Annotated in this window: 22 protein-coding genes; 11 read left to right on the top strand and 11 right to left on the bottom strand. The window is 71.6% G+C overall.

Translation table 11 applies throughout. The features are described 5' to 3' along the window. Positions 1 to 15: 15 nt before the first annotated feature. The 7 genes from AOK03_RS19470 to AOK03_RS19440 form a co-directional block, all read right to left on the bottom strand. On the bottom strand, positions 16 to 663 hold the full coding sequence (locus tag AOK03_RS19470; protein ID WP_055566575.1) for a LutC/YkgG family protein: 648 nt from the start codon (positions 661 to 663) through the stop codon (positions 16 to 18). After that, positions 660 to 2,168 carry a LutB/LldF family L-lactate oxidation iron-sulfur protein gene (locus AOK03_RS19465; RefSeq protein ID WP_055566574.1) on the bottom strand — a complete coding sequence of 503 codons (1,509 nt, stop codon included), beginning with the start codon at positions 2,166 to 2,168 and terminating at the stop codon, positions 660 to 662. The genes AOK03_RS19470 and AOK03_RS19465 overlap by 4 nt, the downstream gene beginning before the upstream one ends. After that, entirely contained in the window at positions 2,165 to 2,926 is a 762-nt protein-coding gene (locus AOK03_RS19460; protein WP_055566573.1) for a (Fe-S)-binding protein, read from the bottom strand. Before AOK03_RS19460 ends, AOK03_RS19465 begins: the two co-directional genes overlap by 4 nt. A gap of 64 nt (positions 2,927 to 2,990) precedes the next feature. Continuing rightward, positions 2,991 to 4,454: a rhamnulokinase gene (locus AOK03_RS19455; RefSeq protein ID WP_055566572.1), complete on the bottom strand. Its 1,464-nt coding sequence runs from the start codon at positions 4,452 to 4,454 to the stop codon at positions 2,991 to 2,993. 81 nt (positions 4,455 to 4,535) lie between these two features. After that, on the bottom strand, positions 4,536 to 6,575 hold the full coding sequence (locus AOK03_RS19450) for a bifunctional rhamnulose-1-phosphate aldolase/short-chain dehydrogenase (protein ID WP_055566571.1): 2,040 nt from the start codon (positions 6,573 to 6,575) through the stop codon (positions 4,536 to 4,538). A gap of 5 nt (positions 6,576 to 6,580) precedes the next feature. Further along, positions 6,581 to 7,813, bottom strand: coding sequence for an L-rhamnose isomerase (gene rhaI / locus AOK03_RS19445; protein WP_055566570.1), 1,233 nt, complete (start codon positions 7,811 to 7,813; stop codon positions 6,581 to 6,583). A 33-nt stretch (positions 7,814 to 7,846) separates the two neighbouring features. Beyond that, positions 7,847 to 11,053: an alpha-L-rhamnosidase gene (locus AOK03_RS19440; protein WP_055566569.1), complete on the bottom strand. Its 3,207-nt coding sequence runs from the start codon at positions 11,051 to 11,053 to the stop codon at positions 7,847 to 7,849. 240 nt (positions 11,054 to 11,293) lie between these two features. On the opposite strand from AOK03_RS19440, the gene AOK03_RS19435 reads away from it, so the two are divergent. The 5 genes from AOK03_RS19435 to AOK03_RS19415 all read left to right on the top strand — a co-directional run bounded on the left by AOK03_RS19435 (position 11,294) and on the right by AOK03_RS19415 (position 17,094). Beyond that, positions 11,294 to 12,790: a sugar ABC transporter ATP-binding protein gene (locus AOK03_RS19435; RefSeq protein WP_055566568.1), complete on the top strand. Its 1,497-nt coding sequence runs from the start codon at positions 11,294 to 11,296 to the stop codon at positions 12,788 to 12,790. After that, entirely contained in the window at positions 12,787 to 13,872 is a 1,086-nt protein-coding gene (locus AOK03_RS19430; RefSeq protein WP_055566567.1) for an ABC transporter permease, read from the top strand. The genes AOK03_RS19435 and AOK03_RS19430 overlap by 4 nt, the downstream gene beginning before the upstream one ends. Next, the gene (locus AOK03_RS19425; protein WP_055566566.1) at positions 13,865 to 14,854 is read left to right on the top strand and encodes an ABC transporter permease; all 990 of its coding nucleotides are present in this window, start codon (positions 13,865 to 13,867) and stop codon (positions 14,852 to 14,854) included. Before AOK03_RS19430 ends, AOK03_RS19425 begins: the two co-directional genes overlap by 8 nt. Before the next feature lie 63 nt (positions 14,855 to 14,917). Next, complete coding sequence (gene rhaS, locus AOK03_RS19420) at positions 14,918 to 16,015, top strand: rhamnose ABC transporter substrate-binding protein (RefSeq protein ID WP_055566565.1); 1,098 nt, start codon at positions 14,918 to 14,920, stop codon at positions 16,013 to 16,015. A gap of 56 nt (positions 16,016 to 16,071) precedes the next feature. Further along, positions 16,072 to 17,094, top strand: coding sequence for a LacI family DNA-binding transcriptional regulator (locus tag AOK03_RS19415; RefSeq protein WP_055566597.1), 1,023 nt, complete (start codon positions 16,072 to 16,074; stop codon positions 17,092 to 17,094). 154 nt (positions 17,095 to 17,248) lie between these two features. On the opposite strand, the gene AOK03_RS19410 is transcribed toward AOK03_RS19415, so the two are convergent. The 4 genes from AOK03_RS19410 to AOK03_RS19400 all read right to left on the bottom strand — a co-directional run bounded on the left by AOK03_RS19410 (position 17,249) and on the right by AOK03_RS19400 (position 20,067). Then, the gene (locus AOK03_RS19410) at positions 17,249 to 17,914 is read right to left on the bottom strand and encodes a hypothetical protein (RefSeq protein WP_244177669.1); all 666 of its coding nucleotides are present in this window, start codon (positions 17,912 to 17,914) and stop codon (positions 17,249 to 17,251) included. Positions 17,915 to 17,957: 43 nt separating this feature from the next. After that, positions 17,958 to 18,110, bottom strand: a complete 153-nt coding sequence (locus AOK03_RS42660) for a hypothetical protein (RefSeq protein WP_157869002.1) — start codon at positions 18,108 to 18,110, stop codon at positions 17,958 to 17,960. Positions 18,111 to 18,182: 72 nt separating this feature from the next. Further along, entirely contained in the window at positions 18,183 to 18,602 is a 420-nt protein-coding gene (locus AOK03_RS42655; protein WP_157869001.1) for a hypothetical protein, read from the bottom strand. Between the two features lie 409 nt (positions 18,603 to 19,011). Continuing rightward, positions 19,012 to 20,067 carry a bifunctional NAD(P)H-dependent oxidoreductase/GNAT family N-acetyltransferase gene (locus tag AOK03_RS19400; protein ID WP_055566563.1) on the bottom strand — a complete coding sequence of 352 codons (1,056 nt, stop codon included), beginning with the start codon at positions 20,065 to 20,067 and terminating at the stop codon, positions 19,012 to 19,014. A gap of 30 nt (positions 20,068 to 20,097) precedes the next feature. Here AOK03_RS19400 and AOK03_RS19395 point away from each other — a divergent pair, with 30 nt between their 5' ends. The 6 genes from AOK03_RS19395 to AOK03_RS19370 all read left to right on the top strand — a co-directional run bounded on the left by AOK03_RS19395 (position 20,098) and on the right by AOK03_RS19370 (position 26,548). Then, on the top strand, positions 20,098 to 20,601 hold the full coding sequence (locus tag AOK03_RS19395; protein WP_055566562.1) for a MarR family winged helix-turn-helix transcriptional regulator: 504 nt from the start codon (positions 20,098 to 20,100) through the stop codon (positions 20,599 to 20,601). Between the two features lie 44 nt (positions 20,602 to 20,645). Continuing rightward, complete coding sequence (locus AOK03_RS19390; protein WP_055566561.1) at positions 20,646 to 22,037, top strand: CoA transferase; 1,392 nt, start codon at positions 20,646 to 20,648, stop codon at positions 22,035 to 22,037. Positions 22,038 to 22,062: 25 nt separating this feature from the next. Continuing rightward, complete coding sequence (locus tag AOK03_RS19385; protein WP_055566560.1) at positions 22,063 to 22,242, top strand: hypothetical protein; 180 nt, start codon at positions 22,063 to 22,065, stop codon at positions 22,240 to 22,242. 727 nt (positions 22,243 to 22,969) lie between these two features. Then, positions 22,970 to 24,526, top strand: a complete 1,557-nt coding sequence (locus tag AOK03_RS19380) for an MFS transporter (RefSeq protein ID WP_208609559.1) — start codon at positions 22,970 to 22,972, stop codon at positions 24,524 to 24,526. Between the two features lie 50 nt (positions 24,527 to 24,576). Beyond that, a complete protein-coding gene (locus AOK03_RS19375) occupies positions 24,577 to 25,074 on the top strand; it encodes an FBP domain-containing protein (protein ID WP_055566559.1) in 498 nt (165 codons plus the stop codon). A 172-nt stretch (positions 25,075 to 25,246) separates the two neighbouring features. Beyond that, positions 25,247 to 26,548 carry an alpha/beta fold hydrolase gene (locus AOK03_RS19370; RefSeq protein WP_055566558.1) on the top strand — a complete coding sequence of 434 codons (1,302 nt, stop codon included), beginning with the start codon at positions 25,247 to 25,249 and terminating at the stop codon, positions 26,546 to 26,548. Positions 26,549 to 26,613: the final 65 nt, after the last annotated feature.

Here is a 26,613-nt window from a genome sequence, read left to right as displayed (position 1 = left end):
CGCTAGCCGCGCCCGTCACTCACCGCTCATCAGCACCACCTCCAGGGTGCGCGGGCCGTGCACCCCCTCGACCCGGTCCAGCTCGATGTCGCTGGTCGCGGACGGTCCCGAGATCCAGGTCAGCGGCCGGGCCGGAGCGAGCCGTTCGAGGGCCAACGGCACCGAGGCGACCACCTGGTCGGGCACCCGTACGACACAGATGTGGTGGTCCGGCACCAGGGTGATGCGACGGCGGCCCTGGTCCGGGGAGCCGTCCAGCACGATCGTGCCGGTCTCGGCGATGGCGAGGGCGCAGCCCGTGATGACGCTGTCGACCCGGTCCAGCTCGTCCGGGGTGCTCGCCGCGCGGTCCTGGATCCGCACGGGGTCGGTGGCCGCCAGCCAGTGCGGGGGCAGCCCCGGCGGCACCAGCACGGTCTCGGAGCCGCGCCGCGCGTACAGGCGCATCAGCAGATCCGGTACCTCCGCCGCCGTGCAGCGGTGCACGATCGCGCGGTAGTCCGCGAGGTTCTCCGCGAGCAGCTCGACGGTCTCCGCCATGGAGCGCCCGCCGTGCTCGCGCGCGTATCCGCGGTCCACCGCCGCCTCGTACGCGGGGTCGTCGGCCGGCACGTCGGCGAGTGCCCGCCGCACCCGGCCCAGGATCCGGTCCCTGCCGCTCACTGGTCGCTCCCCTCCGTCGTACCGCCGCCGCTGCCGCCCTGGGTGCGCTGCCACCAGTCGCGGAACGGCTCCGCGGGCACCTTCGGCAGATCCCGGGTCGCGCTCCACGCCCGGCCCGGCCCGGGGAGCGTGCGCGGATGGAGCCGCCGGGTCCGCGACGCCAGGCGCTGGCCCGCGCGGAGCGCACCCGGACGGGCGAACGCCAGGCCCGCCGCGCGCATCGCCGCCCGCTCCGCCGCATGCCCCTTCGCGGGCTTCAGCGTCACCCTGTTGCCGCCCCGTGTCGCCTCGCCGCCCTGCACGACCCGCTCCCGCAGGTGCACCAGGACCTCGGGAATGTCGATGGCGACCGGGCACACCTCGTAGCAGGCCCCGCAGAGCGAGGACGCGTACGGCAGGGAGGCGTCGATCTCGCTGCCGGTGCCGCGGAGCTGGGGGCTGAGGATCGCGCCGATCGGCCCCGGATACACCGAGCCGTACGCATGCCCGCCCGCCCGCTCGTACACCGGGCAGACGTTGAGGCACGCCGAGCAGCGGATGCAGCGCAGGGCCTGGCGGCCCACCTCGTCGGCGAGTGTGTCGGTGCGGCCGTTGTCGAGCAGGACGAGGTGGAAGGTGCTCGGGCCGTCAGCCGTCTCGGAGTCGGTCGTGCCGGTCCACATCGACGTGTAGGGATTCATGCGCTCGGCCGTCGAGGAGCGGGGGAGCGTCTGCAGGAACACCTCCAGGTCGCGCCAGCCGGGAACGATCTTCTCGATGCCGACGACGGAGATCAGCGTCTCGGGCAGGGTGAGGCACATCCGGCCGTTGCCCTCCGACTCCACGACGACCATCGTGCCGGTCTCGGCGACCATGAAGTTCGCCCCGGAGATGCCGACCTTGGCGCGCAGGAACTTCTCCCGCAGGTGCAGCCGCGCCGCCTCGGCGAGCTCGGCCGGAGTGTCGGTCAGCCCGTCCGGTGCCGGGCGGCCCCAACCGGCCATCTCCTCGCGGAAGATGTCACGGATCTCGCCGCGGTTGCGGTGGATGGCGGGCACCAGGATGTGCGAGGGGCGGTCCCGGCCGAGCTGCACGATGAGCTCGGCGAGGTCGGTCTCGTAGGCGCGGATGCCCTCCGCCTCAAGGGCTTCGTTGAGGCCGATCTCCTGGGTGGCCATCGACTTGACCTTGACGACCTCCGTCTCGCCGGTGGCCTTCACCAGCTCCGCGACGATGCGGTTCGCCTCGTCGGCGTCGGCCGCCCAGTGCACGGTGCCACCTGCCCGCTGGACGGACTCCTCCAACTGCACGAGGTAGCGGTCGAGGTGGCGCAGCGTGTGGTCCTTGATGCGCTTGCCCGCCTCGCGCAGCCGGTCCCAGTCGGACAGCTCGGCGACGGCACGCGCACGCTTGTCGCGGATGGTGTGGGTGGCGTGCCGCAGGTTGGCCCGCAGGGTCGTGTCGCCGACCGCTTCCCGCGCGGCCGCGGGGAAAGCGGGCATGCCGACGAAGGTCCCGCCGCTCATGAAAGGGGCTCCTCTTCCGTACTGGCCAGGATCTCCGCGATGTGGACGGGACGCACCGCCGTGCGCAACCGCGTCATCGTGCCGCCGATGTGCATCAGGCAGGAGTTGTCCGCCGCGCACAGCACCTCGGCCCCGGTCGACTCGGCGTGGCGCACCTTGTCGGCGCCCATCGCGGCAGAGACATCGGAGTTCTTCACGGCGAAGGTGCCGCCGAAACCGCAGCACTCCTCGGCCCCGGGCAACTCGACGAGCTCCAGCCCCTTGACCGCCCGGAGGAGCCGGGTGGGCCGGTCGGCGAGCCCCAGAGCACGCAGACCGTGGCAGGTCGGGTGGTACGTCACCTTGTGCGGGTAGTACGCGCCCACATCGGTGACACCGAGGACGTCCACCAGGAACTCCGTGAGTTCGTACGTCTTCGGCACCACAGGGGCCACCGTGCGCGCGAGGCCGTCGCCGCGGCCCTCGGCACGGGCCCGCTCGCCCAGCCGTGGGTACAGCTCCCGCACCATCGCCCCGCACGACCCCGACGGCGTCACGACCGCGTCGTACGCGTCCGACCCGAAGACATCGGAGAAATGGCGGGCCAAGGGCTCGGCCTGATGGCGGTAACCGGTGTTGTAGTGGGCCTGCCCGCAACAGGTCTGCGCCATCGGGAAGTCGACGTCAACTCCCAGCCTGGTCAGTAGTTTCACCACTGCCCGACCCGTCTCCGGATACAGCGTGTCGTTGACACACGTCAGAAACAGGGCGACACGCATCGCGGGTTCCTCCTACTCGGTCATCGGATGGATGCAGCGTACGCGGGCACGGACCGCGGGGGAATCATCGGCGGTCACGTCCTATGAGGCGCTCCTCGGCGGCCCGCCAGCGGGCGGAGCCGCCACGGGGCTCGTACCGCGTCGGCGCCTGGGTGCGGGCCACCAGGGCACGTGCCTCGGCGCGGTCGGCCAGGAGGCCGTGGGCGCGGGCCTGCACCAGGATGTTGCCGAGGGCGGAGGCCTCCGCCGGGCCCGCCAGGAGCGGCAGCCCGCAGGCGTCCGCGGTCAGTTGGCACAGCAGTGCGTTGCGGGCGCCGCCGCCGACCAGGTGCACGGCGTCGACCGACCGTCCGGCCAGCCGCTGGGCGTCCTCGACGGCCCGGCGGTGCGCGAGCGCCAGGGAGTCCAGGACGCAGCGCGTCGTCTCGGCGGGAGTGCTCGGCGCGGGCTGGCCCAAGGCGCGGCAGGCCTCGGCTATCCGGTCCGGCATCCGGCCCGGCGCCAGGAACTCGGGCGCGCCCGCGTCCACGACGGAGCGCAGCGGTTCGGCGTCGGCGGCCGCGGCGAGCAGGCCGACCGGGTCGGGACGGCGCCAGGCGCGCAGACACTCCTGCAGTAGCCACAGACCCATGATGTTGCGCAGGTACCGGACGGTGCCGTCGATTCCCAGCTCATTGGTGAAGTTGGCCTTCCTGCTCTCCTCCGTCAGGACGGGGGCGTCCAGTTCGAGTCCGGCGAGGGACCAGGTGCCGGTGCACAGGTATGCGAAGTCGGCGTCGGCTGCCGCGGGAACGGCCGCGACGGCGGACGCGGTGTCGTGCGAGGCGACCGCCGTGACCGGTACCGGCCCCCGCAGCCCCGTCTCCTCCAGGACGTGCGGCAGCAGCAGCCCCGCCGGATCACCCGGCCGCCGCAGCGCCGGGAACAGGTCGAGGTCGACCCCGACGCGCCCCGCGACCTCGTGCGCCCACTTCCCGGTGCGGGGGTCGAGGAGCTGTGTCGTGGACGCGTTGGTCAGCTCGGTCCCGAGATCACCGGTGAGCCAGTAGGCGATCAGATCCGGGACGAGGACCGCATGCCTCGCCGCGGCGAACTGCGGGGTCCCCCGGGCGGCGACCAACTGGAACAGGGTGTTGAACGGTGCGTACTGCAGGCCCGTCGCGCCATAGAGCTCGGGCGCCGGGACGCGCGACCACACCTGTTCGGCGATGCCCTCCGTGCGGCGGTCCCGGTAGTGCACGGGGTTGCCGAGGAGGGCGCCGTCGGCATCCAGGAGGCCGTAGTCGACCGCCCAGCTGTCGATGCCGACGGACGCCACCTGCCCGGCGGCGCGCAGCCCTTCGAGCACGCCCGCGTACAGCGCGAGGATGTCCCAGTGCAGCGTGGGGCCAGTGCGCACGGGGGTGTTGGGGAAGCGGTGGACCTCCTCCATGTCGAGGCTGTCGGGACCGACCCGGCCGACCATGACGCGCCCGCTGGACGCGCCCAGGTCTACCGCGGCGAAGCGGGGGGACGAGGTGTGGGGCATGAGGGCTCTCGAGGTCGGGGGCGTAGCCCGAGGGACGGCGTAGCAGAAGAGGGGGAGGAGAGGGGAGCAGCGGAGGCGGGGTCAGCGCAGGAACGCCGCCGCCACCCCCGCGTCCACCGGTATGTGCAGCCCCGTCGTCTGCGCGAGGTCCCCGCCCGTCAGGGCGAACACCGCGTTCGCCACGTGCTCCGGGAGGACCTCCCGCTTGAGGAGGGTCCGCTGGGCGTAGAACGCGCCGAGCTTCTCCTCCGGCACCCCGTACACCGCCGCACGCCGCGCGCCCCAGCCTCCGGCGAAGATGCCCGACCCGCGCACCACACCATCGGGGTTTACCCCATTGACGCGAATGCCGTCCTCGCCCAACTCGGCTGCCAGCAAGCGCACTTGATGGGCCTGGTCCGCCTTGGCTGCGGAGTAGGCGATGTTGTTCGGGCCCGCGAACACCGCGTTCTTGGAGGCGATGTACACGATGTCGCCGCCCAAGCCCTGATCCCGCATCATGCGGGCCGCCTCGCGGGAGACGAGGAAGGAGCCACGCGCCATCACGGCGTGCTGGACGTCCCAGTCGTGGGCGGTGGTCTCCAGTAGGGGCTTGGACAGGGAGATCCCCGCGTTGTTGACCACCAGATCCACACCACCGAAGGCGAGGGACGCCGCTTCGAACGCCGCGGCGATCTGCTCCTCACTCGTCACGTCCACGGTGACGGCGACCGCCTTGTCGCGCCCGCCCAACTCCTCGGCCACGGCGGCCGCGCCCTGCGCGTTCAGATCGGCGACGACCACACAGGCGCCCTCGGCGGAGAGACGGCGCGCTATGGCCCTGCCGATGCCGCTGCCCGCGCCCGTCACAAGGGCCACCCGGGTCGCCAGCGGCTTCGGCGCAGGCATCCGGCGCAGCTTCGCCTCCTCCAGCTCCCAGTATTCGATGCGGAACTTCTCGGACTCCTCGATCGGGGCGTACGAGGAGACGGCCTCGGCGCCCCGCATGACGTTGATCGCGTTGACGTAGAACTCGCCCGTCACGCGCGCGGTCTGCTTGTCCCTGCCGAAGCTGAACATGCCGACGCCGGGCACCAGGAAGATCGCCGGGTCGGCGCCGCGCATCGCGGGCGTGCCGGGCTCCGCGTGCCGGGCGTAATACGCCTCGTACTCCGTGCGGTACTCGGCGTGCAGTTCCCGCAGGCGGCCTATCGTCTCCTCCAGCGGAGCCGTCGGCGGGAGGTCGAGGACCATCGGCCTGACCTTCGTCCGCAGAAAATGGTCGGGGCAGGAGGTGCCGAGCGCGGCGAGCCGTGGGTGCTCGGTGCGGGAGAGGAAGTCCAGGACCGGCGCCGAGTCAGTGAAGTGGCCGACCTGGGGATGGTCCTGGGAGGCGAGGCCCCGGATCACGGGCGCCAGTGCGGCCGCCCGCGCATGACGCTCGACGGACGGCAGCGGTCCGAACCCGGGCAGGTCCGGGCCGAAGGGTTCCTCCTTGCCGCGCTCGGCGAGGAACCGCTCCGCTCGCCGGATCATGTGCAGGGAGTTGCGCGCGCACTCCTCCGACGTCTCTCCCCACGCCGTGATGCCGTGCCCGCCCAGGACGCAGCCGATCGCCTCCGGACGTGCCCGGCGCACCGCCGCGATGTCCAGGCCGAGTTGGAACCCCGGGCGGCGCCACGGCACCCATGCCACGGTGTCGCCGAAGCACTCGGCGGTCAGCTTCTCGCCGTCGGCCGCGCAGGCCAGCGCGATGCCGCTGTCCGGGTGCAGATGGTCGACGTGAGCGGCATCGACCAGGCCGTGCATCGCCGTGTCGATGGACGGCGCCGCACCGCCCTTGCCGTGCAGGCAGTAGTCGAACGCCGCGACCATCCCGTCCTCGTGCTCCACTCCCGCGTACACCCCCGTCAAGGCGCGGAGCCGGTCCAGGCGCAGCACCGCGAGGCCCGACTCGCGCAGCGTGCCCAGGTCGCCGCCGGACCCCTTGACCCACATGAGGTCGACGGGATCGCCCGTCACCGGGTCGGGTGCGGTGCCCTTCGCCGAGGCGTTCCCTCCCGCATAGTTCGTGTTGCGCGGGTCGGCGCCCAACGCGTGGGCGCGGTCCAGCAGTTCGCTGACGCTCGTGTGCTGCTCCATGCCGCTCATGCCCCCCATCCGGCCTGCACGCCGCCGACCCGGTCCTCGACGATCTGCTCCTGCCAGCCTGACCGCTCATAGGCCCCCAGCGGATCAGGGGCCAGCCCCGACTCCTCCCTGACTTCCGCCAGTAGGGGCCGCACGTCGGTGTTGTACGCGTCCATCAGCGCCCCGTTCGCCGCGAGGACATCGCCCCGGCGCTGGGCGTCGGCCAGGGCTTCCGCGTCCACGAGCAGTGCCTTCGCGGTGGCCTCCTGAACGTTCATGACGGAGCGGATGATCGCGGGGATCTTCGCCTCGATGTTGTGGCACTGGTCGAGCATGAAGGCGACTCCGGGCGCGCCGGGGGCGTCAGACGTGCCTGGCGTGCCCGGTGTGCCCGGCGTGTCTGGCGTGCCCGCGGCGAGGCCGCCGCCGCGCACCACCTCGTACATGATCCGGAAGAGTTGGAAGGGGTCTGCCGCGCCGACCATCAGGTCGTCGTCCGCGTAGAAGCGCGAGTTGAAGTCGAACCCGCCGAGCCTGCCCTCGCGCAGCAGCGTCGCCACGATGAACTCGATGTTGGTGCCCGGCGCGTGATGGCCGGTGTCCACGACGACCTGCGCCTTGGGGCCCAGCTTGAGGCAGTGCGCGTACGCGGTGCCCCAGTCGGGCACGTCGGTGGCGTAGAAGGCGGGCTCGAACAGCTTGTACTCGAGGAGCATCCGCTGGCCGTCGCCGAGCCGGTCGTAGACCGTGCGCAGCGCCTCGGACAGGCGGTCCTGCCGGTCGCGCAGATCGTCCTGGCCGGGGTAGTTGGTGCCGTCCGAGAACCAGAGCTTGAGGTCCTTGGAGCCGGTGGCGTCCATGATGTCGACGCACTCCAGGAGGTGCGCGACCGCCTTGCGCCGGACGGCGGGGTCGGGGTTGGTGACGGAGCCGAGCCGGTAGTCGTCGTCCTGGAAGACGTTGGCGTTGATGGTGCCGAGGCGCAGCCCGCGCTGCTCGGCGTGGTCCGCGAGCGCGCCGTAGTCGTCGACGCGGTCCCAGGGGATGTGCAGGGCGACGGTCGGCGCCACGCCCGTGTGGGCGTGCACGCGGGCGGCGTCGTCCAGCTTCTCCTGCGGTGTGCGGGGGACACCTGGCTGCGCGAAGACCTTGAAGCGCGTGCCGGAGTTTCCGTACGCCCAGGACGGTGTCTCCAGGGCCTGGGTGGTGAGTGCCGCTTTCACGGCGTCCTTGCTGGATCCGGCGGTCATCGCGCAGCCCTTCCGAAAGGTGGTTCGAGTGGGTCAGTGGTCGGTGGAGAAGTGGTGCGTGCCGGAGGCCGCGGAGTAGACGGCGCAGCCGTCCTCCATCCGCAGGAACTTCGCCCGCCCGTGGGTCACTTGCGCGGCCCCGTCGGCGGGGATCCACACCTCGGCCGTGGTGTGGGCGGGCAGCGTGAGCGTGAGGCGGAAGCCGTCGGAGCCCGTCGTCCAGCGGGTGGTGACGGGGCCGCGGACCGAGTCGAAGCGGCCCTCGGCCTCCGTGACGCCGCCGCCCGGGCGGGGCCGGACGAGGACCCTGCGGAAGCCCGGCTCGGCCGGGGCGATGCCCGCGATGTTCGCGTACATCCATGCGCCCACGGAGCCGTACGCATAGTGGTTGAAGGAGTTCATGCCCGCGTCCTGGAAGCTGCCGTCGGGCCTGATGGAGTCCCAGCGCTCCCACATCGTGGTGGCGCCGCGGTCGATCTGGTAGCCCCAGCTGGGGAAGGACCGCTGCACGAGCAGCCGGTAGGCGACGTCGGTGTGACCGGTCTCGGTGAGTACGTGCAGCAGGCGCGGTGTGCCGAGGAAGCCGGTGGACAGGTGCCACTGCTTGGACTTGACGAGCTCGACCAGGCGGTCCGCGGCAGGCCCCCGGTCGGCGGCGGCCAGCAGGTCCATGGACAGGGCCAGGACGTAGGCGGTCTGCGTGTCGCCCTTCACACGGCCGCCGCCCGAGACGTACGCCGCGCGGAAGGCGTCCCGCACGCTCCGGAACAGCGCCGTGTACGGAGCCGGATCCTTGCCGAGCGCCTCGGCGGTCCGCGCGACGAGGTCCGCGCTGTGCGCGAAGTACGCCGTGCCGATGACGTCCTTGGGGGTCTCGTCCTGGACGTTCAGCCAGTCTCCGTAGCCCTCGGCAGGACGCAGATAGCCGTTGCTGTGCTTCTCCAGGTAGTCGAGCCACTTCAGCATCGACTCCCAGGCGTGCTCAAGGACGCGGGTGTCTCCGTAGGCCTCGTACAGCGCCCAGGGGACGGTGACTCCCGCGTCGCCCCAGCCCGCGACGCCCTTGCCGACCGGACCGATGAACGGCGCGACGTCCGTGAAGGCGCCGTCGTCGGACTGCCCGTCGCGCAGGTCGTCGAGCCATTTGGTGAGGAAGCGCGCGGACTCCATGGTGTAGGCGGCGGTCGGCGCGAAGACGTTGATGTCGCCGGTCCAGCCGAGCCGCTCGTCGCGCGCGGGCGTGTCCGTGGGCACGGACACGAAGTTGCCGCGCTGGCCCCAGGTGATGTTGCTGTGCAGCTGGTCGAGCATCGGGACGTTCGTTCTGAAGTCCATGGTGAACGGCGCCGACGTGTGGAGCACCCGCCCGACGACCGCGTCCAGCGGCGGTTTGCCGGGGTGGCCGGTGACCTCCACGTAGCGGAATCCGTGGAAGGTGAAACGCGGTTCGTACGTCTCCTTGCCACCGCCCTTGAGGGTGTACGTGTCGGTGGCACGCGCCGTGCGGAGGTTGGTGGTGTAGATCGTGCCGTCGGGATTGAGCACCTCCGCGTGCCGCAGCCGGACAGTCGTGCCCGCCTTGCCCCCGGAGACGGTGAGCCGGGCGACGCCGACCATGTTCTGGCCGAGGTCGTAGACGAAGACCCCCGGTTTCGGCTCGGTCACCTTGCGCGCGGGAATTTCCCTGTCCACGCGCGTGGGGGCGTCGACGGCGGCGACGAGCGCGGCGGACACCTTCTCCACGGTGTCGGCGGCGACCCAGCCGGAGTCGTCGAATCCGGCGCGCGTCCAGCCCGCGGTCTCCTTGCGTGCGTCGTACTCTTCGCCGGACATCAGGTCCGCGCCGGTCACCGGCCCGAGGGTGGCACGCCACCCGGGGCCGGACAGCACGCGCTCCGTCGACCCGTCGGTGTACGTGACCTCCAACTGGGCGAGGAACGCCGGGCGCTCGCCGTACTGGTGCGGGCCGAACCAGCCGATGTTCCCCGCGTACCAGCCGGCCGCGAGCGTCACACCGAGGGCGTTGGCTCCGGAGACGACCAGTTCCGTCACGTCGTGCGTCTGGTACTGGACTCGCTTGCGGTAGTCCGTCCAGCCGGGCGTGAGGCGGTCCTCGCCCACGCGTCGGCCGTTGAGGTGCGCTTCGTAGAGGCCGAGCGCGGTCGCGTACAGGCGGGCCCGCGCGACCTTGCGGCCGGGCAGGCGGAACACGCGGCGCAACTGTGCGGCGGGGGAGTGGGCCGGGATGACCTTGCCCCACGGGCCCGCGCCCCACGCGGCGAGGACCTTGGCGGCGGCCCAAGAGCCGTCGTCGTACCCGGGCGACCGCCAGTCGCCCGAGGGCTCCTTGTCGGCGGTCTTCCACGCGGCGTCGGTGACGACGGTGCGCACGCCGTCGGCGGTGGTCAGTTCCAGGAGGCCGAGCAGTCCGGCGGGCCCTGCCACGGCGTTCGTCGCGGAGACGGCGACGGCCGCGGCGCCGGGGCGCAGGTGCTCGGTCACGTCCACGACCACGGGGCGGCGCCAGTTGTCGGCGGCGCTGTCGGCCTCCGTGTGCGCCACGCGTGTGCCGTTCACGTACGCGGTGAACCCGTCGTCGGCGGTGAGGGTCAGGCGGGCCCGGGTGACGCCTCCGGGGACGTCGAGGCGTCCGCGGAACCAGCGGGTGGCGGCCGGGGCGCTGCTCGCGGGGTCTCCTTCGGGGAACCAGATCCAGGAGGCGTCGTCCAGCGCGGGGGCGTCGACGAGGGAGGCGGGTGCGCCGATCCAGCGCGCCGTCCAGTCGGACGCCGAGGTGAGACCGGTCTCCCACCAGGACGGGGCGCTCCAGGAGGACGGCCGCCCCGCTGCGTCCCAGACGCGGACCGACCAGAAGTAGCGGGTGCGCGCCTTGAGTTCGGGCCCGCCGTACGGGACGAGCACCGAGGCGGGGGAGTCCACCTTGCCGCTGTCCCACACGTCGGGGTCGTCGAGGCGGTCCGGGGCGGTGGCGACCCGGATCCGGTAGGCGCTCTGGGCGCTGCCGGGCGTGTCGGACGCCAGCGGCCAACTCAGCCTGGGGCGCGGTGTGTCGATGCCCAGCGGCTGTCGCGCGTACTCGACGGTGGGCCGGGTGACGCGGAGGGACCCGGCGGCGCTCTCGCCGCCGGGCGGGGCCGCGGCGGCGGGGACCGTTCCCGCGACGGCCGTGCCCAGGGCGATGGTGCCGGTGGTGCCGAGCAGTCGTCTTCTGCTGATCACAACGGAGCTCCGTCACGACTCGGGGATGAATCGTTTCACGGACGGCGAAGTTAGGGACGTGGATTCCGCCTGTCAAGGGTTAGTGCCGGGATCTCGCGTGCGTACCTAGGAAAATCAACGTCCCTACAGGTTTCTCAAGTCCTCCCCATTGACGGTGCAGTTGGTGCGGGTCTAGCTTCCCTGCCACTTGGTTGAAACCTTTCACGCCCGCGATCCCTCATCACCGATCGGTGCTGCCCCATGAGAGAGCCCCCCGTCCTGGCCGCGCACGGCCTGAGCAAGTCCTTCGGCGCCGTACGCGCCCTCCGGGACGTCTCCCTAGAGCTCCACGCCGGAGAGGCGCACGCCCTCGCAGGCGAGAACGGCGCCGGGAAGTCCACCCTCATCAAGACCCTCGCCGGCGTGCACCGGCCCGACACCGGGAGCCTCTCGCTCGACGGCGAACCCGTCGTCTTCCAGGGCCCCGCCGCCGCCCGCGACGCCGGGGTCGCCGTCATCTACCAGGAGCCGACGCTCTTCCCCGACCTGACGGTCGCCGAGAACATCTTCATGGGACGCCGCGCACGCCGCTCCCTGGGCCGCGTCGACCACAAGGCCGTGCACGCGGCGGCCCGATCGCTCTTCGCGCGCCTCGCCGTCGACCTGGACCCCGAGCAGCCCGCACGCGGACTGTCCATCGCCGACCAGCAGATCGTCGAGATCGCCAAGGCACTGTCCTTCGACGCCCGCGTGCTCATCATGGACGAGCCGACCGCCGCGCTCACCGGCAGTGAGGTGACCCGCCTCTTCGGAGTCGTACGCACCCTGCGCGAACAGGGCGCCGCGGTGCTCTTCATCTCGCACCGCCTGGAGGAGATCTTCGCCCTCTGCCAGCGCGTCACGACCTTGCGCGACGGCGCGCTGATCGCGAGCGAGCCCCTGGACGGCCTCACGGAGGACGACCTGGTGCGCCGCATGGTGGGCCGCGACCTCGACGAGCTCTACCCGAAGCAGCACACGCAGGCCGGTGACGTGGCGCTGAGCGTGCGGCGGCTGACGCGCGAAGGCGTCTTCACCGACGTGTCGTTCGACGTCCGGCGCGGGGAGATCGTCGGGCTCGCGGGCCTCGTCGGAGCAGGCCGCAGCGAGGTGGCCAGAGCCGTGTTCGGCATCGACCGGTGGGACGCCGGAACCGTCGAGGTCCAGGGCAGGGCCCTGCCCAACGGCGCGCCCAGCGCCGCGATGGCGGCCGGGCTCGCGCTCGTCCCCGAGGACCGGCGCGCCCAGGGCCTGGTGATGGACATGTCCATCGAGCGCAACATCGGCCTGACCGGACTGCGCACCACCGTCCGCGCCGGGCTCATGGACCGCGGGGCCGAGCGCAGTCGCGCCCTGGACTGGGCGCTCAGGCTGCAGGTGAAGTACGCGCGGATCGCCGACGCCGTCGGCACGCTCTCCGGAGGCAACCAGCAGAAGGTGGTTCTCGCCAAGTGGCTGGCCACCGGCCCCCGCGTCCTGATCGTCGACGAGCCCACGCGCGGCATAGACGTCGGCACCAAGGCCGAGGTGCACCGGCTGCTCTCCGAACTCGCCGCGGACGGTGTCGCGGTGCTGATGATCTCCTCCGACCTGCCCGAGATCCTCGGCATGGCCGACCGGGTCCTCGTCATGCACGAGGGACGCCTCACCGCCGAGATCCCGCGCGCCACCGCGACGGAGGAATCCGTGATGGCGGCGGCCACCGGGAGGCCGGAATGACCGGGACACCGCAGAAAGCCGGCACGACCGTGACCGCACAGAGCACCGCACCCGCCGTCGACCCGCGGAGGGCCGGGGCCACCCGCCTCGTCGACCGCGTCTTCAAGATGCGCGAACTCGCCATCCTCCTCGTCTTCCTGGTGATGATCGCGCTCACCCAGGCGGGCAACAGCGAGTTCCTGTCCGAGCAGGGCATCAGGGACCTGCTCCTGAACGCGACCATCCTCGTGCTCGTCGCCACCGGCCAGGCCCTCGTCGTCATCACCCGCAACGTCGACCTGTCCGTCGGATCCACCCTCGGCATCAGCGCGTTCGCCGCCGGAAACCACCTCCAGGGCGGCGGCACGACGGGCACCGCGATCGTCCTCGCCGTCGCCCTCGGCATCGGCTGCGGGCTCCTGAACGGCGCCCTGGTCGGCCTCGGCCAGGTGCCCGCGCTCGTCGTGACCCTCGGCACGCTGTACGTCATCCGCGGAATCGACTCGATCTGGGTCGGCGCACGGCAGATCACCGCGTCCGACCTGCCCGGCGGATACGTCGACTTCGGCTCCGGAGGGATCTCCGCGGTGCCCTGGCTCGCCCTCATCGCCTTCCTCGTCCTCGTCGCCGTGGCGTACTACCTGCGGCACTACGGAGGCGGCCGCGAGCTGTACGCGCTCGGCTCCAACCCGGAGGCCGCGCGGCTGGCCGGCATCCCGGTGCGCAGGCGGATCCTGATCGCCTACACCGTGTGCGGCGCCCTCGCCGGACTCGCCGGCGCCCTGTACCTCGCCCGCTTCGGCAACGTGGACTCGGCGACCGGCAACGGCTACGAACTCACCGTCGTCAGCGCCGTCGTCGTCGGCGGCGTGGCCTTCACCGGCGGCTCCGGCAGCGTCTACGGAGCGGCACTCGGAGCGCTCCTGCTCACCTCGATCAACAGCGTGCTGCCCGCTCTCGGCGTGAGTTCCGTATGGGTGCTCGCCATCAACGGCGTGCTGCTCGTCCTCGCCATCGCCGTCGACCGGGTCGTCGCCCTGCGCGTCGCCCGGGCCCTGAAGAAGAGGGCCGGATCGAACAGAAGGAGTGGCCGCCTTGACTGACTTCCCGCTCACGCGTGCCGTCCGCTGGGACAGGGTCGTCGGCACCCTCCTCGTGGTCCTGCTGCTGCTCTCCTTCGGCTTCGTCGACGGCTTCGGCAACGCCCTCAACCTGTCGTTCCTCATCGGCAACACCCTGCCGATCGCCCTGATCGCCCTGCCCATGACGCTGCTCGTGGTCTCCGGAGAGATCGATCTGTCCGTGGCCTCCACGGCCGGGCTCTCCGGAGCGGTGATGGGGGCCCTGTGGAACGCGGGCATGGCCATCGAGACGATCATCCCGCTCTGCCTGCTGCTCGGCGTCGTCTGCGGGCTGGTCAACGGCCTCCTGGTGACCAGGCTCGGACTGCCCTCCCTCGCCGTGACCATCGGCACCATGGCCGCCTACCGGGGCATCGCCCAGATCATCCTCGGGTCGGACGCCGTCACCGACTTCCCCACCCAGTACCTCGACTTCGCCGCGGGGCGCATCGACGGCACCTTCGTCCCGTACGCGTTCCTGCCCTTCCTCGCACTGCTCGCCCTCGCCGTCGTCGCCCTGCACGCCACCCCCTTCGGGCGTTCGCTCTTCGCGATCGGCGCCAACGAAGAGGCCGCGCGGTTCGCCGGGGTGCGCGTGAAGCGGCACAAGCTGTGGCTGTTCGTCGCCACCGGCCTGATGGCCTCCCTCACCGGGGTCTTCTGGGCCCTGCACTACGCGAGTGCCCGCTACGACAACGCCACCGGGCTCGAACTCTCCGTCGTCGCGGCCGTACTGCTCGGCGGCATCGACTTCGACGGCGGCAAGGGCACCCTCGGCGGCGCCGTCGCCGGAGTCTTCCTGCTCGGTGCGCTGCAGAACGCCATGAGCCTGCTCAACGTCTCCGCGCAGTCCCAGATCGTCGTCACGGGCGTGCTCCTGGTCGTGTCGGTGCTCGCGCCGCGCGTGGCACGGCAGGTGACCACCGCGCGCGCGGGCCGCCGGTCCGCGGCCCCCGCACCCTGACACGTCGCGCCACCGCACGCCCCGCCCCAAGCCCCTGAACACCCCTTCCGAAAGGGATCCACCATGTCCTCGTCCCCCGCGCTCCGCACCCCTGCCGCACGCCGTGTCTGCGCCGCCCTCGCCGCCGCCGCGCTCGCCCTCACCGCCGGCGCCTGCGGAGGCACCACCAAGGACTCGGCCAAGGAGGAAGACGGCGCGCGGACCTCGGGTGCGAAGGCCGACCCGAACGCCGCGACCAAGCAGGGGCTCACCGTCGCCTTCCTGCCCAAGCAGGTCAACAACCCGTACTTCACGGTCGCCGACAAGGGCGGCGAGAAGGCGCTGAACGAGCTCGGATCGACGTACAAGGAGACCGGCCCCAACAGCGCCACGGACACCAGCGGGCAGGTCGGTTACGTCAACACCCTCACCCAGCAGCAGGTCGACGCCATGGCCGTCTCCGCGCAGGACCCGGGCGCCCTGTGCACCGCGCTCAAGCAGGCCATGAAGAACGGCGTCAAGGTCGTGACGTACGACTCGGACACCAAGCCCGCCTGCCGCCACGTCTTCGTCTCCCAGGCGAGCGCGGAGGCCCTCGGCCGCAGCCAGGTGCAGCTGCTCGGCGAACAGCTCGGCTACAAGGGCGACATCGCGATCCTGTCCGCCGCGCAGACGGCGGCGAACCAGAACACCTGGATCGGGTACATGAAGGACGAGCTGAAGAAGCCCAAGTACAAGAACATGAAGCTGGTGAAGACCGCCTACGGGAACGACGACGCGCAGCAGTCCTTCCAGCAGACGCAGGGCCTGCTCCAGGAGCACCCGGGGCTCGCCGGGATCATCTCGCCGACCACCGTGGGCATCAAGGCGGCCGCCCAGTACCTGTCGGGCTCCAAGTACAAGGGCAAGGTGACGCTGACCGGTCTCGGCACACCCAACGATATGCGCCAGTACGTGAAGAACGGCACGGTCGAGGGATTCGAGCTCTGGGACCCCGCCAAGCTCGGCGCGCTCGCCGCGCACACCGCCGTCGCGCTGTCCTCCGGGCAGATCACCGGCAGGAAGGGCGAGAAGTTCGAGGCGGGCGACCTCGGCACCTTCACGATCGGGGACGACGGCGTCGTGGACCTCGGTGAACCCACGGTGTTCGACAAGAAGAACATCGGCCAGTACCGGTTCTGAAGTCTCAGTACGCTGGTCGGTACGGCCGGGAGCGGCCGCACAGCAGGATGGAGCACCTGGAACGCATGGTCGGCATCAAGGACGTGGCGAAGCACGCCGGGGTTTCGGTGGGCACCGTGTCGAACGTCATCAACCGCCCGGACATGGTCTCCGAAGAGACCCGCCACCGGGTGCTCTCGGTCATCGACCGGCTCGGCTACGTACGCAGCGAATCGGCCCGGCAGCTGCGTGCGGGACGCAGCCGCATCATGGCGCTGCTCGTCCTCGACATGGGAAACCCCTTCTTCGTGGACGTCGCGCGAGGCGCCGAACGGGCCGCGCGCGAGGCCGGGCTCCGCGTCATGGTGTGCAACAGCGGACAGAGCCCCTCCGAAGAGGCCGAATACCTCGCCCTCTTCGCCGAGCAGCGGGTTCAGGGCGTCCTGCTGACGCCCGCGGACGCGACCGGCCGCAACATCGAGACCTTCCGCAGGCACGGCATCCCGTTCGTCCTCGTCGACCGGGTCGCCGAGGGCGCCACCGAGTGCTCCGTCTCCGTGGACGACGTGATGGGCGGGGCGCTCGCCGCCCGCCACCTCGTGGACGCGGGACACCGCAGCATCGCGTACGTCAGCGGCCCGCCCGAGCTCAACCAGGTCAGGGACCGCCGGGAGGGCGCCCGCCAGGCGCTGGCTGAGGCGGGCCTGGGCGCGTCGGCGCTGCGGGAGCTGCCCACCGAACGCCTCGACGTGGCCGCGGGACGCGACGCGGGGGCCCGCGTCCTCGGCCTCGCCGAGCGGCCCACCGCCGTCTTCTGCGCCAACGACCTGCTCGCACTCGGCGTGCTGCAGGCGATGTACGCGGCGGGGGTGCGGGTCCCCGAGGACATCGCGATCGTCGGTTACGACGACATCGAGTTCGCGGCCGCCGCCGTCGTGCCCCTCACCTCGGTGCGCCAGCCCGCCGTCACCATGGGCGCGATGGCGGCGGAGCTCCTCCTGGAGGAGACGGAGGAGCGGTCCGCCGGGGCGCACGAGCACCGGCGCGTGGTGCTCGTGCCCGAACTGGTGGTGCGCCGCTCCAGCCTGCCCCCGCGCTGACCGGGCGGTTGGTGCTGTTTTCGTGGCCATGCTCTGTGGTTTCGCGGCTTGGCCGTATGGGGGCAGGCGCGGGCCGGAACACGCCTGGAGCGTGCGTGGTGGCCCGGCAGCAGGTGGGCCTGGAGTGAAGGCGCTACCGCCGCCTTCAGAGCGATCACGCCGCCGGGCTCCTTTGAAGGCTCTGGGTAGCGGAGGTTCGGGCAGGCGCCCCGGTGTCAGTGGAGGCGTCCCCCAGCGCCTGGGCGACGCGGTCGGCCAGGTCCTCCCAGGGGCGCGGACGGATGACCGGCACGCCGGCCGCCCGCGCTTGCGCGGCGAGCCACCGGCCGTACAGCACGCTGACGCGTGCGCGATGGCGCTGCGGTCCGGCCTCCGGCTCCCGGTGCAGGTAGTTGGCCGCCACCTGCCCCTCGTCGTCCTCGTGGAGGAAGACGGCACGGACCGGGCCTTCGGGCGTCGTCGGCCTGGGCAGGATGTAGTCGCCTTCCAGGATCACCGGGGTGTCGGTGCCCACATGGTTGGCCACCACCGCCTCGACCGCCGGCTCCAGCGTCTCGGCGATCGCGATCTGTCGCTCGACCACCGACTCGGGCGTGTGGCGGGCGGCCTCCGGGTGGGTGCGCCAGAAGTGGACCTCCGGCAGGTGCTCGGGCAGCGTCACCGCGAGGAGGGCCTCCACGATGTCGTCGACCTCCACGACGGGGACCTCGTACCGTCGTGCCAACGCCCGTCCGACACGGGTCTTCCCCATCCCCGAGGCACCCCCGACGACGAGCACCCGCCAGTCGGGAAGACCCTTCACCTCACCTGTACCGTCCATGCGGGCAGAGTACTGTTGCCGCTTCTTTCGCCTGGGCCACATTTCACCTGGGCCACACCAGGCGCAGCGGTTCCCGTTCGGGAAACGGCCGCGGTGATCCCCCTTGGTCGAGCACGGCCCGCTCGGTGAGCTCCAGCTCGGCGGTGCGGAGGAGGGCGGCGACGTCCGCCCTTGGCTTCAGTGGCGTGCAGTACATGGACCCTCCTGAGGACTACTACACCGCCAACCTGCACTGCGTACCCGATGAGGACCTTCCCCGCGCAGGCTGTCACCCACAGAGATACGGCCGTTGACCCGGTGAGCTCGGCGCGGTGCTCACAGGCGCGGCCTCCGTAGTCAGGACGCTGATGGCGGCGGCGACGCGTGGCTCGGCGTCCGAGGCGGTGTGGGCGCCGGGGAGCTGGTTGAGCGGGACCGAGACCAGGGTCCAGCCGGGCAGTGGTGACGGAGTTATTGCTGCTTGCGCGGCGCGGATCTGGTGCAGGTCCGCGCGCAGCGGGGCCTGGTGGCCGACGAGGCCGGCGAGGATGGCCAGGCCGGGTGCATCGGAGTGGAGGGGTGCCCGTCGGAGGCGGTCGGCGGCACCGGGGGCGAGGGCCAGGTCACGGCGGAGTGCGGGGTTGTTGGCTCCTGCGGCAGCGATGCACTGGCGCTCGCCGGTGGCGGGTGAGTGTGTGTGCAGCAACACCACTTGCCGGGGTGCGGCTGTGCAGTTGCTCCAGGAGGATGGCGGCGTCGAGCAGGGGAGTGGTGGCGGGGCACACGAGGCCTGTCGCACCGGTGAGGTCGGCTGAGGTGGGGCGGATCTCCCGGTATCCGGGGCGCGGCCGGTCGCAGAGTTGCACGTCGAACACGTGTCGCAGGGCGCGTTGGGCTCTCTGGGCGTCCATGGTCGTACGAACCGCGATGTCACGGCACTTGTGCGGTCCGGGGCCCATCTGGAGCAGGGCATGGAGCACCGTGTTGGCGCGCTCGTGCTCTTTGCCCCGGAGTCGACTGCGCGGTTCGAGTGTTCAAAGATCCTCCCCATCGCGCCGGATCGGCCGCCGCGCTTGCGGTTGATCGCGTCGACTGGCGACAGGGCGAGTGCCGGCCCTTCAGGAGGCGAGGTCCTTGCGGAGGCTGATCTCCCCGTTGTTCGTCGCAGGGAGGGGGGCATAGCCCTGTTTCCGGTAAAAGGCCAGGTTGCGGCTGCTGTCGGCGCCTGTGGTCAGCAGTATGTGGTCACACCCCTGGCTTCGGGTCTCCGCGATGCGCAAGAGCCACCGCCCCAGTCCACGCCCTCGGAGGTCGGGGGTCACGGCAAGGCGCCCGATGCGCAGTGCACTTCCGTGGCGGACCGTGCGGACCATTCCGAGAAGCCGTCCGGCATGCCATAGCCCCGTGGCGTGCCAGTCGGCCAGCCACTGCCGCACTTGGGCGGGCGTCTCGTGCAGTGCCGGGAGCTCCAGGGTGTTGTTGGCGATCGCCTCATCGACCCAGCAACAGCGCTGGAGCACTGTGACATGCGGCCCGTCATCCAGGTGCAGGCGTTTCACGTAGGAGCCGGGCAGGGGGCCCGGAGTCGCCTGGTCGTGTGCACGGAGCGGAGCCAGTGCGTGCCCTACGCGTGCCAGTTCCTCCAGCATGTCCACAGCTGCCCGGGCGTGGTGGTCAGCAGGCCGGAAACCCCCCTGCTGCTGAGCGTCGGCGATCCGCAGAGCCACGGTCGAGCCCAGTGAGACCAGGCGCAACGTGCTGGTTGTCTGCTTGGCGTGCTGGACCGCGCGGGTGCCGGCCGAGGTGTTGCCGTAGCTGACGAACCCCACAGGCTTCCAAGCCCATTCGCCGCCCAGATAGTCAAGCGCGTTCTTCAGCGTCGCGGGCATCCCGTAGTTGTACTCCGGTGTCACCACGATGAAGCCGTCGGCCGCTGCGACCGCCTCGCTCCATTGCCGCGTGTGCTCGTGCTGGTAAACGCCACGCGCTGGATGCTCCTCCTCGTCGAGGAACGGCAACTGCAGGTCCCCGAGTGCAACGGGCGCCAGCTCGACACCGAGTGCCCGTGCGGACGGCGTCAAGGTGCTGGTGAGCCATGCACCAACGGCCGGACCGAGCGCGTTGGGACGGGTGCTGCAGATGAGAACGAGGACCCGCAAAGATTTCATTGACATGGAAACGAAGGTAGAGAGTAGATTGGTTACATGTCAACGAAAAAGTCGAGCGCCGCGGAGCGGGAGGCCAGCGTTTCCTGGCTGACAGCCGACGAGGAACGCGCCTGGCGGGCCTACCGTCGGATGACGACCGAAGTCCAGGCGCACATCGGCCAGGACCTGGCCGAACTCGGCTTGTCCGAGGCCGACTACGAGGTGCTCAGCACCCTGTCCGAGCACGCGGACGCGACCAGAACGCTGCGTGAGCAGGCCGCGAAGATGCAGTGGTCGCGCAGCCGCCTGTCCCGGCACGCAACACGCATGGAGACCCGGGGACTCATCCGGCGTGCCCCGGATCCCGACGACGGCCGCGGCTGTCTGCTGATCCTCACCGATGAGGGCCTGGCCACCCTCCAAGGTGCCGCCCCGGCGCACCTTGCATCAGTGCGCCGCCACTTCATCGATCACCTGAACGCCCACGACCTCGTCGCACTCCGCCGCATCGCCGACCAGATCAGCGCTGCAGGTGGCGAGGCGAGTGCGGGGCCTGCGTGACCGGCGGCGCGGAGGCCCCCTGCCCAGGCAGGACCTTCGGGCACATGGATGCAGGAGTGTTCGGCGCAGGTACGGCGCAGGCTTGGACGGCATTGGGTGCCGATTCCTCCCTGCTCGACCGAGTGTCCTTCGGCGGCCCGTCCGGAGGGCTGCCGGCGCGGCTGCCTGTCATGGAGCTGGCGCGGGCCACCGTCGCGGTGTGCTCGCTCGCGGCCGCCGAGCTCGCTTCCGTACGCACGGAGCGGCCCGTGCCCCGGGTGCGGGTCGATGACGAGGCGGTCGCGACGGCGTTCCTCAGCGACCGGCTCGTGCGGCTCGACGGGCGGGCGTGGTCGACTTTCGCGCCGCTGTCCCGGTTCTGGCGGGCGGCCGATGGATGGGTGCGCACGCACGCCAATTACCCGCACCATCGGACCCGGTTGCTCGCCGCACTCGGGGTGCCGGGGGACGCCGACGAGGTGGCGGTGGACGCGGTGGCCGGGGTCATCGCGGGGCGCAGCGCGCTGGAGGTGGAGCAGAGCGTGTACGCGGCGGGCGGTTTGGCCGTCGCGGCACGCGGCCCCGAGGAGTGGGCCACGAGCGAGCAGGGGGTCCTGGTCGCCGGGCAGCCGCTGCTGACGACGGCGTGCCTCGATGATGCGCCTGACCGGGCGCTGGGTGACGCCGCGCTGCCGTGTGCGGGGCTGCGCGTCCTGGATCTGACCCGGGTGCTCGCCGGACCCGTCGCCACCCGGACGCTGGCGCTGCTCGGCGCGGACGTGCTGCGGATTGACGCCCCACAGCTGCCGGAAAGTCAGGAGGCCCACAACGACACGGGTATGGGGAAGCGCTCGGCCACCCTGGACCTGGATGACGCCACCGGCCGCCGGGTCTTCGAGGAGCTGCTCGGCCAGGCGGACGTGGTGGTCACCGGTTACCGGCCGGGAGCGCTGGAGAGGTTGGGACTGACGCCCGAGGCGCTCGCCGGGCGCCGTCCGGGTCTCGTGATCGCCCAGTTGTCCGCGTGGGGCCGTTACGGGCCGTGGCACGAGCGGCGTGGCTTCGACAGCCTGGTCCAGGCGGCCACCGGCATCGCCGAGCTGGAGGGCTCTCCGGAGTCGCCCGGCTCGTTGCCCGCCCAGGCGCTCGACCACGGCACCGGCTACCTGCTTGCGGCCGGGGTGCTGCGCGCGCTCACCGAGCAGCACCGCACGGGCGGAACCCGGCTGGTGCGCCTGGCGCTGGCGCGGACCGCGCACTGGCTCGTCCACGACCTGGCCTCCGCTCAGGGCGAGGATGACGGCTTCGACCCCGCGCGGTGGCTGGCCGAGGCCGACAGTCCCATGGGCCGCCTACGGCACGCGCTGCCGCCGGTGTCATATGAGGGAGGCCCGGTGAACTGGACACGCCCGCCGGGTCCGTGGGGCTCGGACGCCGCGGCCTGGGGCGGCGCCTGACGAAAACCATGGGGAACGGCGAGATGTGGCTGAAGGGCTGCGCCCGGCCGGAGCCGCGGGTGATCCTGCGGGGTGCGATTCCGACCTGACACGCCGGGAGCGCCGCGGGCTGCGGCTGTGGAACGTCGGCCTCGTCCTGGCCCTGGTCTTCGCCGGAGCCCTCGCCGTCACCGTCGTCGGCCCTGTGTTCGTGACCGGCTGGTAGCTGTTCGGCGCCCGCGGGCCCGAGCACGAGCGGCGCATCGATCTGATCACCCGCGTCACGCCCGAACGAGCGGAACCGCTCTGCCGCCACAGCAGCCGTCAGCGAGCAGGTTCGTTCACAGCTTCTGTCTGGGCGTTCGGCACCACCGCCGACCGGCCCGCGACTACGAGCGACACCCGCACCGCTCCTGCAGGATGGCGTCATCTCTTGGCCTGCGGCCAGGGATGCGTGGGCGGTCGGAAATTCTGATCGCTCGGTGGCATCGATGGGGTAGCCTGTCCAGGATTTCGTGCGGCAGGTCCTCTGCCGCCCCACTCGGCGCGCTCGGCGTCGACACGCACTGCGTGCCCTGCCCGGAAGGAGGCGAGAGACATGGACCGTGCCGAATGCGTTGCGACCATAGTTGCCTCCGGCCGTGTGCCCTCCCTCCTCTGCGGCGCGCGGTAACTCTTCCCCCTTCTTGCTTCTTGTCCACGGCATCTCCCTGAGATGCCGCGTCACGAGATGTCCTGACCCGCGCGGTTCGTCGCCGTGCGGGTCGCGGGGGCGCGCGCCCGAAGACGGGCCCTTCTCTTGCTGGTCACCGTGATCTCGGCGCTCTCCGCCGCACGACCGGCAAGAGCGCCGCCGTGTCCCCGTGCTGCGTACACCGGCCCGTCGTCATCCCTGCGACCGTCCCCGGCCGGCTGTCTCGACAGCACTTCGACACGAAACGTGCGTGATCGCCATGAGCAAGAAACGTCCCGGAGGGGAATCCCTCCCGTCCGCCCCTTCCACGGCCACCGACCGTTCCCCGGACCGCGAGGTTCCCGCCCCGACTCCGACTCCGACTCCGGCACCGGATCCGAAGCGCTGGTGGGCGCTGGCCGTCATCGCCCTCGCCCAGCTGATGGTGATCCTTGACGGCACCATCGTGAACATCGCGCTGCCCTCCGCCCAGCACGCCCTCGGCATGTCGGACGCCGACCGGCAGTGGGTGATCACCGCCTACACGCTGGCCTTCGGCGGGCTGCTGCTGCTCGGCGGCCGGATCGCCGATCTCGTGGGCCGCAAGCGCACCTTTGTCATCGGCCTGGCCGGGTTCGCCGCGGCCTCCGCGCTGGGCGGCGCGGCGGCCGGTCCCGGGATGCTGTTCGCGGCACGGGCCCTGCAGGGTGCGTTCGCGGCGGTCCTGGCGCCCTCGGCTCTGTCGCTGCTGACGACGACGTTCACCGACCCCAAGGAGCGGGCCAGGGCGTTCGGGGTCTACGGAGCGCTGGCCGGCGGCGGCAGCGCGGTCGGGCTGATCGTGGGCGGTCTGTTGACCGAGTACCTGAACTGGCGCTGGTCCTTGTACGTCAACGTGCCCATCGCGCTGGCCGCCCTGCTGGGCGCACCGGCCTTCCTGCGCGACCGCTCCGGCCGCCGGGGCGGGCACCTGGACGTGCCGGGCGTGCTGCTGGGCTGCGGCGGGCTCGTCGCCCTCGTGTACGGCTTCAGCGAGGCCGGACCTCGCGGCTGGACCAGCCCGTCGGTGCGCACGCCGCTCGTGGCCGGCGTGATCCTGCTCGCCGCCTTCGTGTGGTGGCAGGACCGCGCGGCGAGCCCGCTGCTGCCGCTGCGCATCGTCAAGGACCGCGTCCGGGCCGGATCGCTCGCGACGATGGGCCTGGCCACCGTCGGCATGTTCGGCGTCTTCCTGTTCCTCACGTACTACCTGCAGGTCGTACTCGGCTATCCGCCGGTGCGGACGGGCCTGGCCTTCGTGCCGATCTCGGCCGGGATCGTCATCGGCGCGACCCAGATCGCGGCCCGCCTGCTGCCACGCACGGCGCCGCGCACCTTGATGTCGTCCGGCATGGTCCTTGCCGCCGTCGGCATGGTGCTGCTCAGCCGCCTGACCGTGCATGCGCAGTACGTCCCGCACGTGCTGCCCGCCCTCCTGCTCCTCGGACTGGGCATGGGCCTGACCTTCATGCCGGTCTACGCGACGGCCACCGCCGGCGTGCCCGCGCAGGACGCCGGTGTGGCCTCGGCTGCCCTCAACACCGTTCAACAGATGGGCGCTTCGCTGGGCACCGTACTGCTCAACACCATCGCCACCGGCGCCACCAGCCGTTACGTCCACTCGCACACGCACGATCCTGCTCACGGCGGCGCGGCCCTCGACGCAGGGATGGTGCACGGCTTCTCCGTCGCCTACCGGTGCTCGGCGGGCGTCCTGCTGCTCGCCGCCCTGGTGGCGGGCCTCACCGTACGGCCCAAGACGCCGGAGCACGCCGGAAACGACGCACCGGCCCACTGAGCCGGGGCCGTGCCCCACCACCGTCCGCCCCACTCCTCGAAGGAACCACCATGAAACCCCTGACCGAGCACGACATCCGTACCTCGTTCGTCAACTGCTCGAAGGGCGAGGCCAAACGCCTCCCCATGCCCAAGAGCCTGGCGGACCTCGACCACTGGGACGACCTGGACTTCCTGGGCTGGTTCGATCTGTCGGCGCCCGATCGCAAGTACCTCGTCGTCGAACGCGCCGATGAGCTCGTCGGCCTGTCCCTGCGCTCCGCCTCCGGCAACCGCGGCTTCCTGCGCCGCAGCCTGTGCTCGCTGTGCCTGACCACGCATCCCGGCAGCGGCGTCTCCCTCATGACCGCCCCCAAGGCGGGCCGGGCCGGCCGCGAAGGCAACTCGGTGGGCCTCTACATCTGCTCCGACCTGGACTGCTCGTTGTACGTGCGGGGCAGGAAGAAGGCGGCACCGGGCGGGCGCATGGAGGAATCCCTCACCGTCGAGCAGCAGATCGAGCGCCTGCGCGACAACCTCGACGCGTTCGTGGAGCGGGTCGTCCACTGAGGGCGGGCCTTCCACTGAGAGCAGGTCTTCCGCTGAGGCCGACAGGGGCTCGACGGCCGTCGAGCCCCTGTCCACTCCTTTGCGCTCGGCCGCCCCGCAAGCCCCGCGCAACGGCGGATGTGCTGGACTGGGCCCACGAAGACACCCGTCCGCCACCTCGCCAGGAGCCGCTGTGACCCTCTCGTACCGCCAGCCCGGAGTCGTCCTCGCCGACCGCCGCTTCAGCGTGCCGCTCGACCACGACGACCCGGCGGGGGAGCGGATCGAGGTCTTCGCGCGGGAGGCGGTCTCGGCGTCCCGAGGGGGCGCGGACCGGCCCTGGCTGGTCTATCTGCAGGGCGGCCCGGGCTTCGGGGCGACCCGCTTCAACGGCTCGGAGTCCTGGCTCGACCGCGCCCTCCAGGACTTCCGCGTCCTCCTCCTGGACCAGCGCGGCACGGGCAACTCCACGCCCGCCAACCGCCAGACGCTCCCGCTGCGCGGCGGCGCCCGCGAACAGGCCGACTACCTGGCCCACTTCCGCGCCGACTCCATCGTCCGCGACTGCGAGGCGATCCGTCCCGAGGTGACGGGCGGCGCCCCCTGGACCGTCCTCGGCCAGAGCTTCGGCGGCTTCTGCGCCACGCACTACCTGTCGGCAGCGCCCGAGGGACTCGCCACCGCGCTGATCACCGGCGGCCTGCCCACGCTCGACGGCCACGCCGACGACGTGTACCGCGCGGCCTACCCGCGCATGGAGCGCAAGACCGCCGCGCACTACGCCCGCTATCCGCAGGACGTCGAGCGGGCCCGCCGCATCGCCGCCCACCTCGCCGAGCACGAGCCCGTCCTGAACGGCGGCTACAAGCTGACCGCCCCGGCCTTCCAGTCCCTCGGAATGCTGCTCGGGACCGGCGACGGCAGCCACCGCCTGCACTACCTCCTGGAGGACGCCTTCGTGCGGACACCGGCAGGGTTCGCGCTCTCCGACGCCTTCCAGGAGAATGTGCAGGCCGCCCTCTCGTACGCGGGCAACCCGCTCTTCGCCGTCCTGCACGAGGCGATCTACGGCCAGGGCGGGCGGCCCACCGCCTGGTCGGCCGAGCGGATGCGTGCCGAGTTCCCGCAGTTCGACGCGGAGAAGACCCTGGCGGGCGACGCGCCGCTGCTGTTCACCGGTGAGGCCGTGCAGCGCTGGATGTTCGACAGCGATCCCGCGCTGCGCCCCCTGCGCGACACCGCCGACCTCCTCGCCGAGCGCACCGACTGGCCGCGCCTGTACGACACCGAGCGCCTCGCCGCGAACGAGGTGCCGGTGGCCGCGGCGGTCTACCACGACGACATGTACGTCGACACGGAGCACGCCCTGCGCACCGCCCGCACGATTCGCGGCCTGCGCACCTGGGTCACGGACGAGTTCGAGCACGACGGGCTGCGCGTGAGCGGACCGCGGGTGCTCGACCGGCTGCTCGCGCTGGCACGCGGCGAGGCCTGAGAGCCGCACGGTCCCGCGGCCCGCCGCGGCGGCCCGCCGGGGGCCGACCCATTGTCGGACCCCGG

Origin of the sequence: Streptomyces atriruber (assembly GCF_001418325.1) — a bacterium.
In the GTDB taxonomy this organism is placed as follows: domain Bacteria; phylum Actinomycetota; class Actinomycetes; order Streptomycetales; family Streptomycetaceae; genus Streptomyces; species Streptomyces atriruber.
The sequence above is the reverse complement of the archived record's forward strand: the minus strand, read 5'-3'. Positions and strand labels throughout refer to the sequence as shown.

Coding starts and splice junctions, on each gene's coding strand:
- AOK03_RS19465 (WP_055566574.1), bottom strand. CDS start 2,168: ATGAGCGGCGGGACCTTCGTCGGCATGCCCGCTTTCCCCGCGGCCGCG.
- AOK03_RS19460 (WP_055566573.1), bottom strand. CDS start 2,926: ATGCGTGTCGCCCTGTTTCTGACGTGTGTCAACGACACGCTGTATCCG.
- AOK03_RS19455 (WP_055566572.1), bottom strand. CDS start 4,454: ATGCCCCACACCTCGTCCCCCCGCTTCGCCGCGGTAGACCTGGGCGCG.
- AOK03_RS19450 (WP_055566571.1), bottom strand. CDS start 6,575: ATGGAGCAGCACACGAGCGTCAGCGAACTGCTGGACCGCGCCCACGCG.
- rhaI (WP_055566570.1), bottom strand. CDS start 7,813: ATGACCGCCGGATCCAGCAAGGACGCCGTGAAAGCGGCACTCACCACC.
- AOK03_RS19435 (WP_055566568.1), top strand. CDS start 11,294: ATGAGAGAGCCCCCCGTCCTGGCCGCGCACGGCCTGAGCAAGTCCTTC.
- AOK03_RS19430 (WP_055566567.1), top strand. CDS start 12,787: ATGACCGGGACACCGCAGAAAGCCGGCACGACCGTGACCGCACAGAGC.
- rhaS (WP_055566565.1), top strand. CDS start 14,918: ATGTCCTCGTCCCCCGCGCTCCGCACCCCTGCCGCACGCCGTGTCTGC.
- AOK03_RS19410 (WP_244177669.1), bottom strand. CDS start 17,914: ATGGACGGTACAGGTGAGGTGAAGGGTCTTCCCGACTGGCGGGTGCTC.
- AOK03_RS42660 (WP_157869002.1), bottom strand. CDS start 18,110: ATGTACTGCACGCCACTGAAGCCAAGGGCGGACGTCGCCGCCCTCCTC.
- AOK03_RS19400 (WP_055566563.1), bottom strand. CDS start 20,067: ATGTCAATGAAATCTTTGCGGGTCCTCGTTCTCATCTGCAGCACCCGT.
- AOK03_RS19395 (WP_055566562.1), top strand. CDS start 20,098: ATGTCAACGAAAAAGTCGAGCGCCGCGGAGCGGGAGGCCAGCGTTTCC.
- AOK03_RS19390 (WP_055566561.1), top strand. CDS start 20,646: ATGGATGCAGGAGTGTTCGGCGCAGGTACGGCGCAGGCTTGGACGGCA.
- AOK03_RS19380 (WP_208609559.1), top strand. CDS start 22,970: ATGAGCAAGAAACGTCCCGGAGGGGAATCCCTCCCGTCCGCCCCTTCC.
- AOK03_RS19375 (WP_055566559.1), top strand. CDS start 24,577: ATGAAACCCCTGACCGAGCACGACATCCGTACCTCGTTCGTCAACTGC.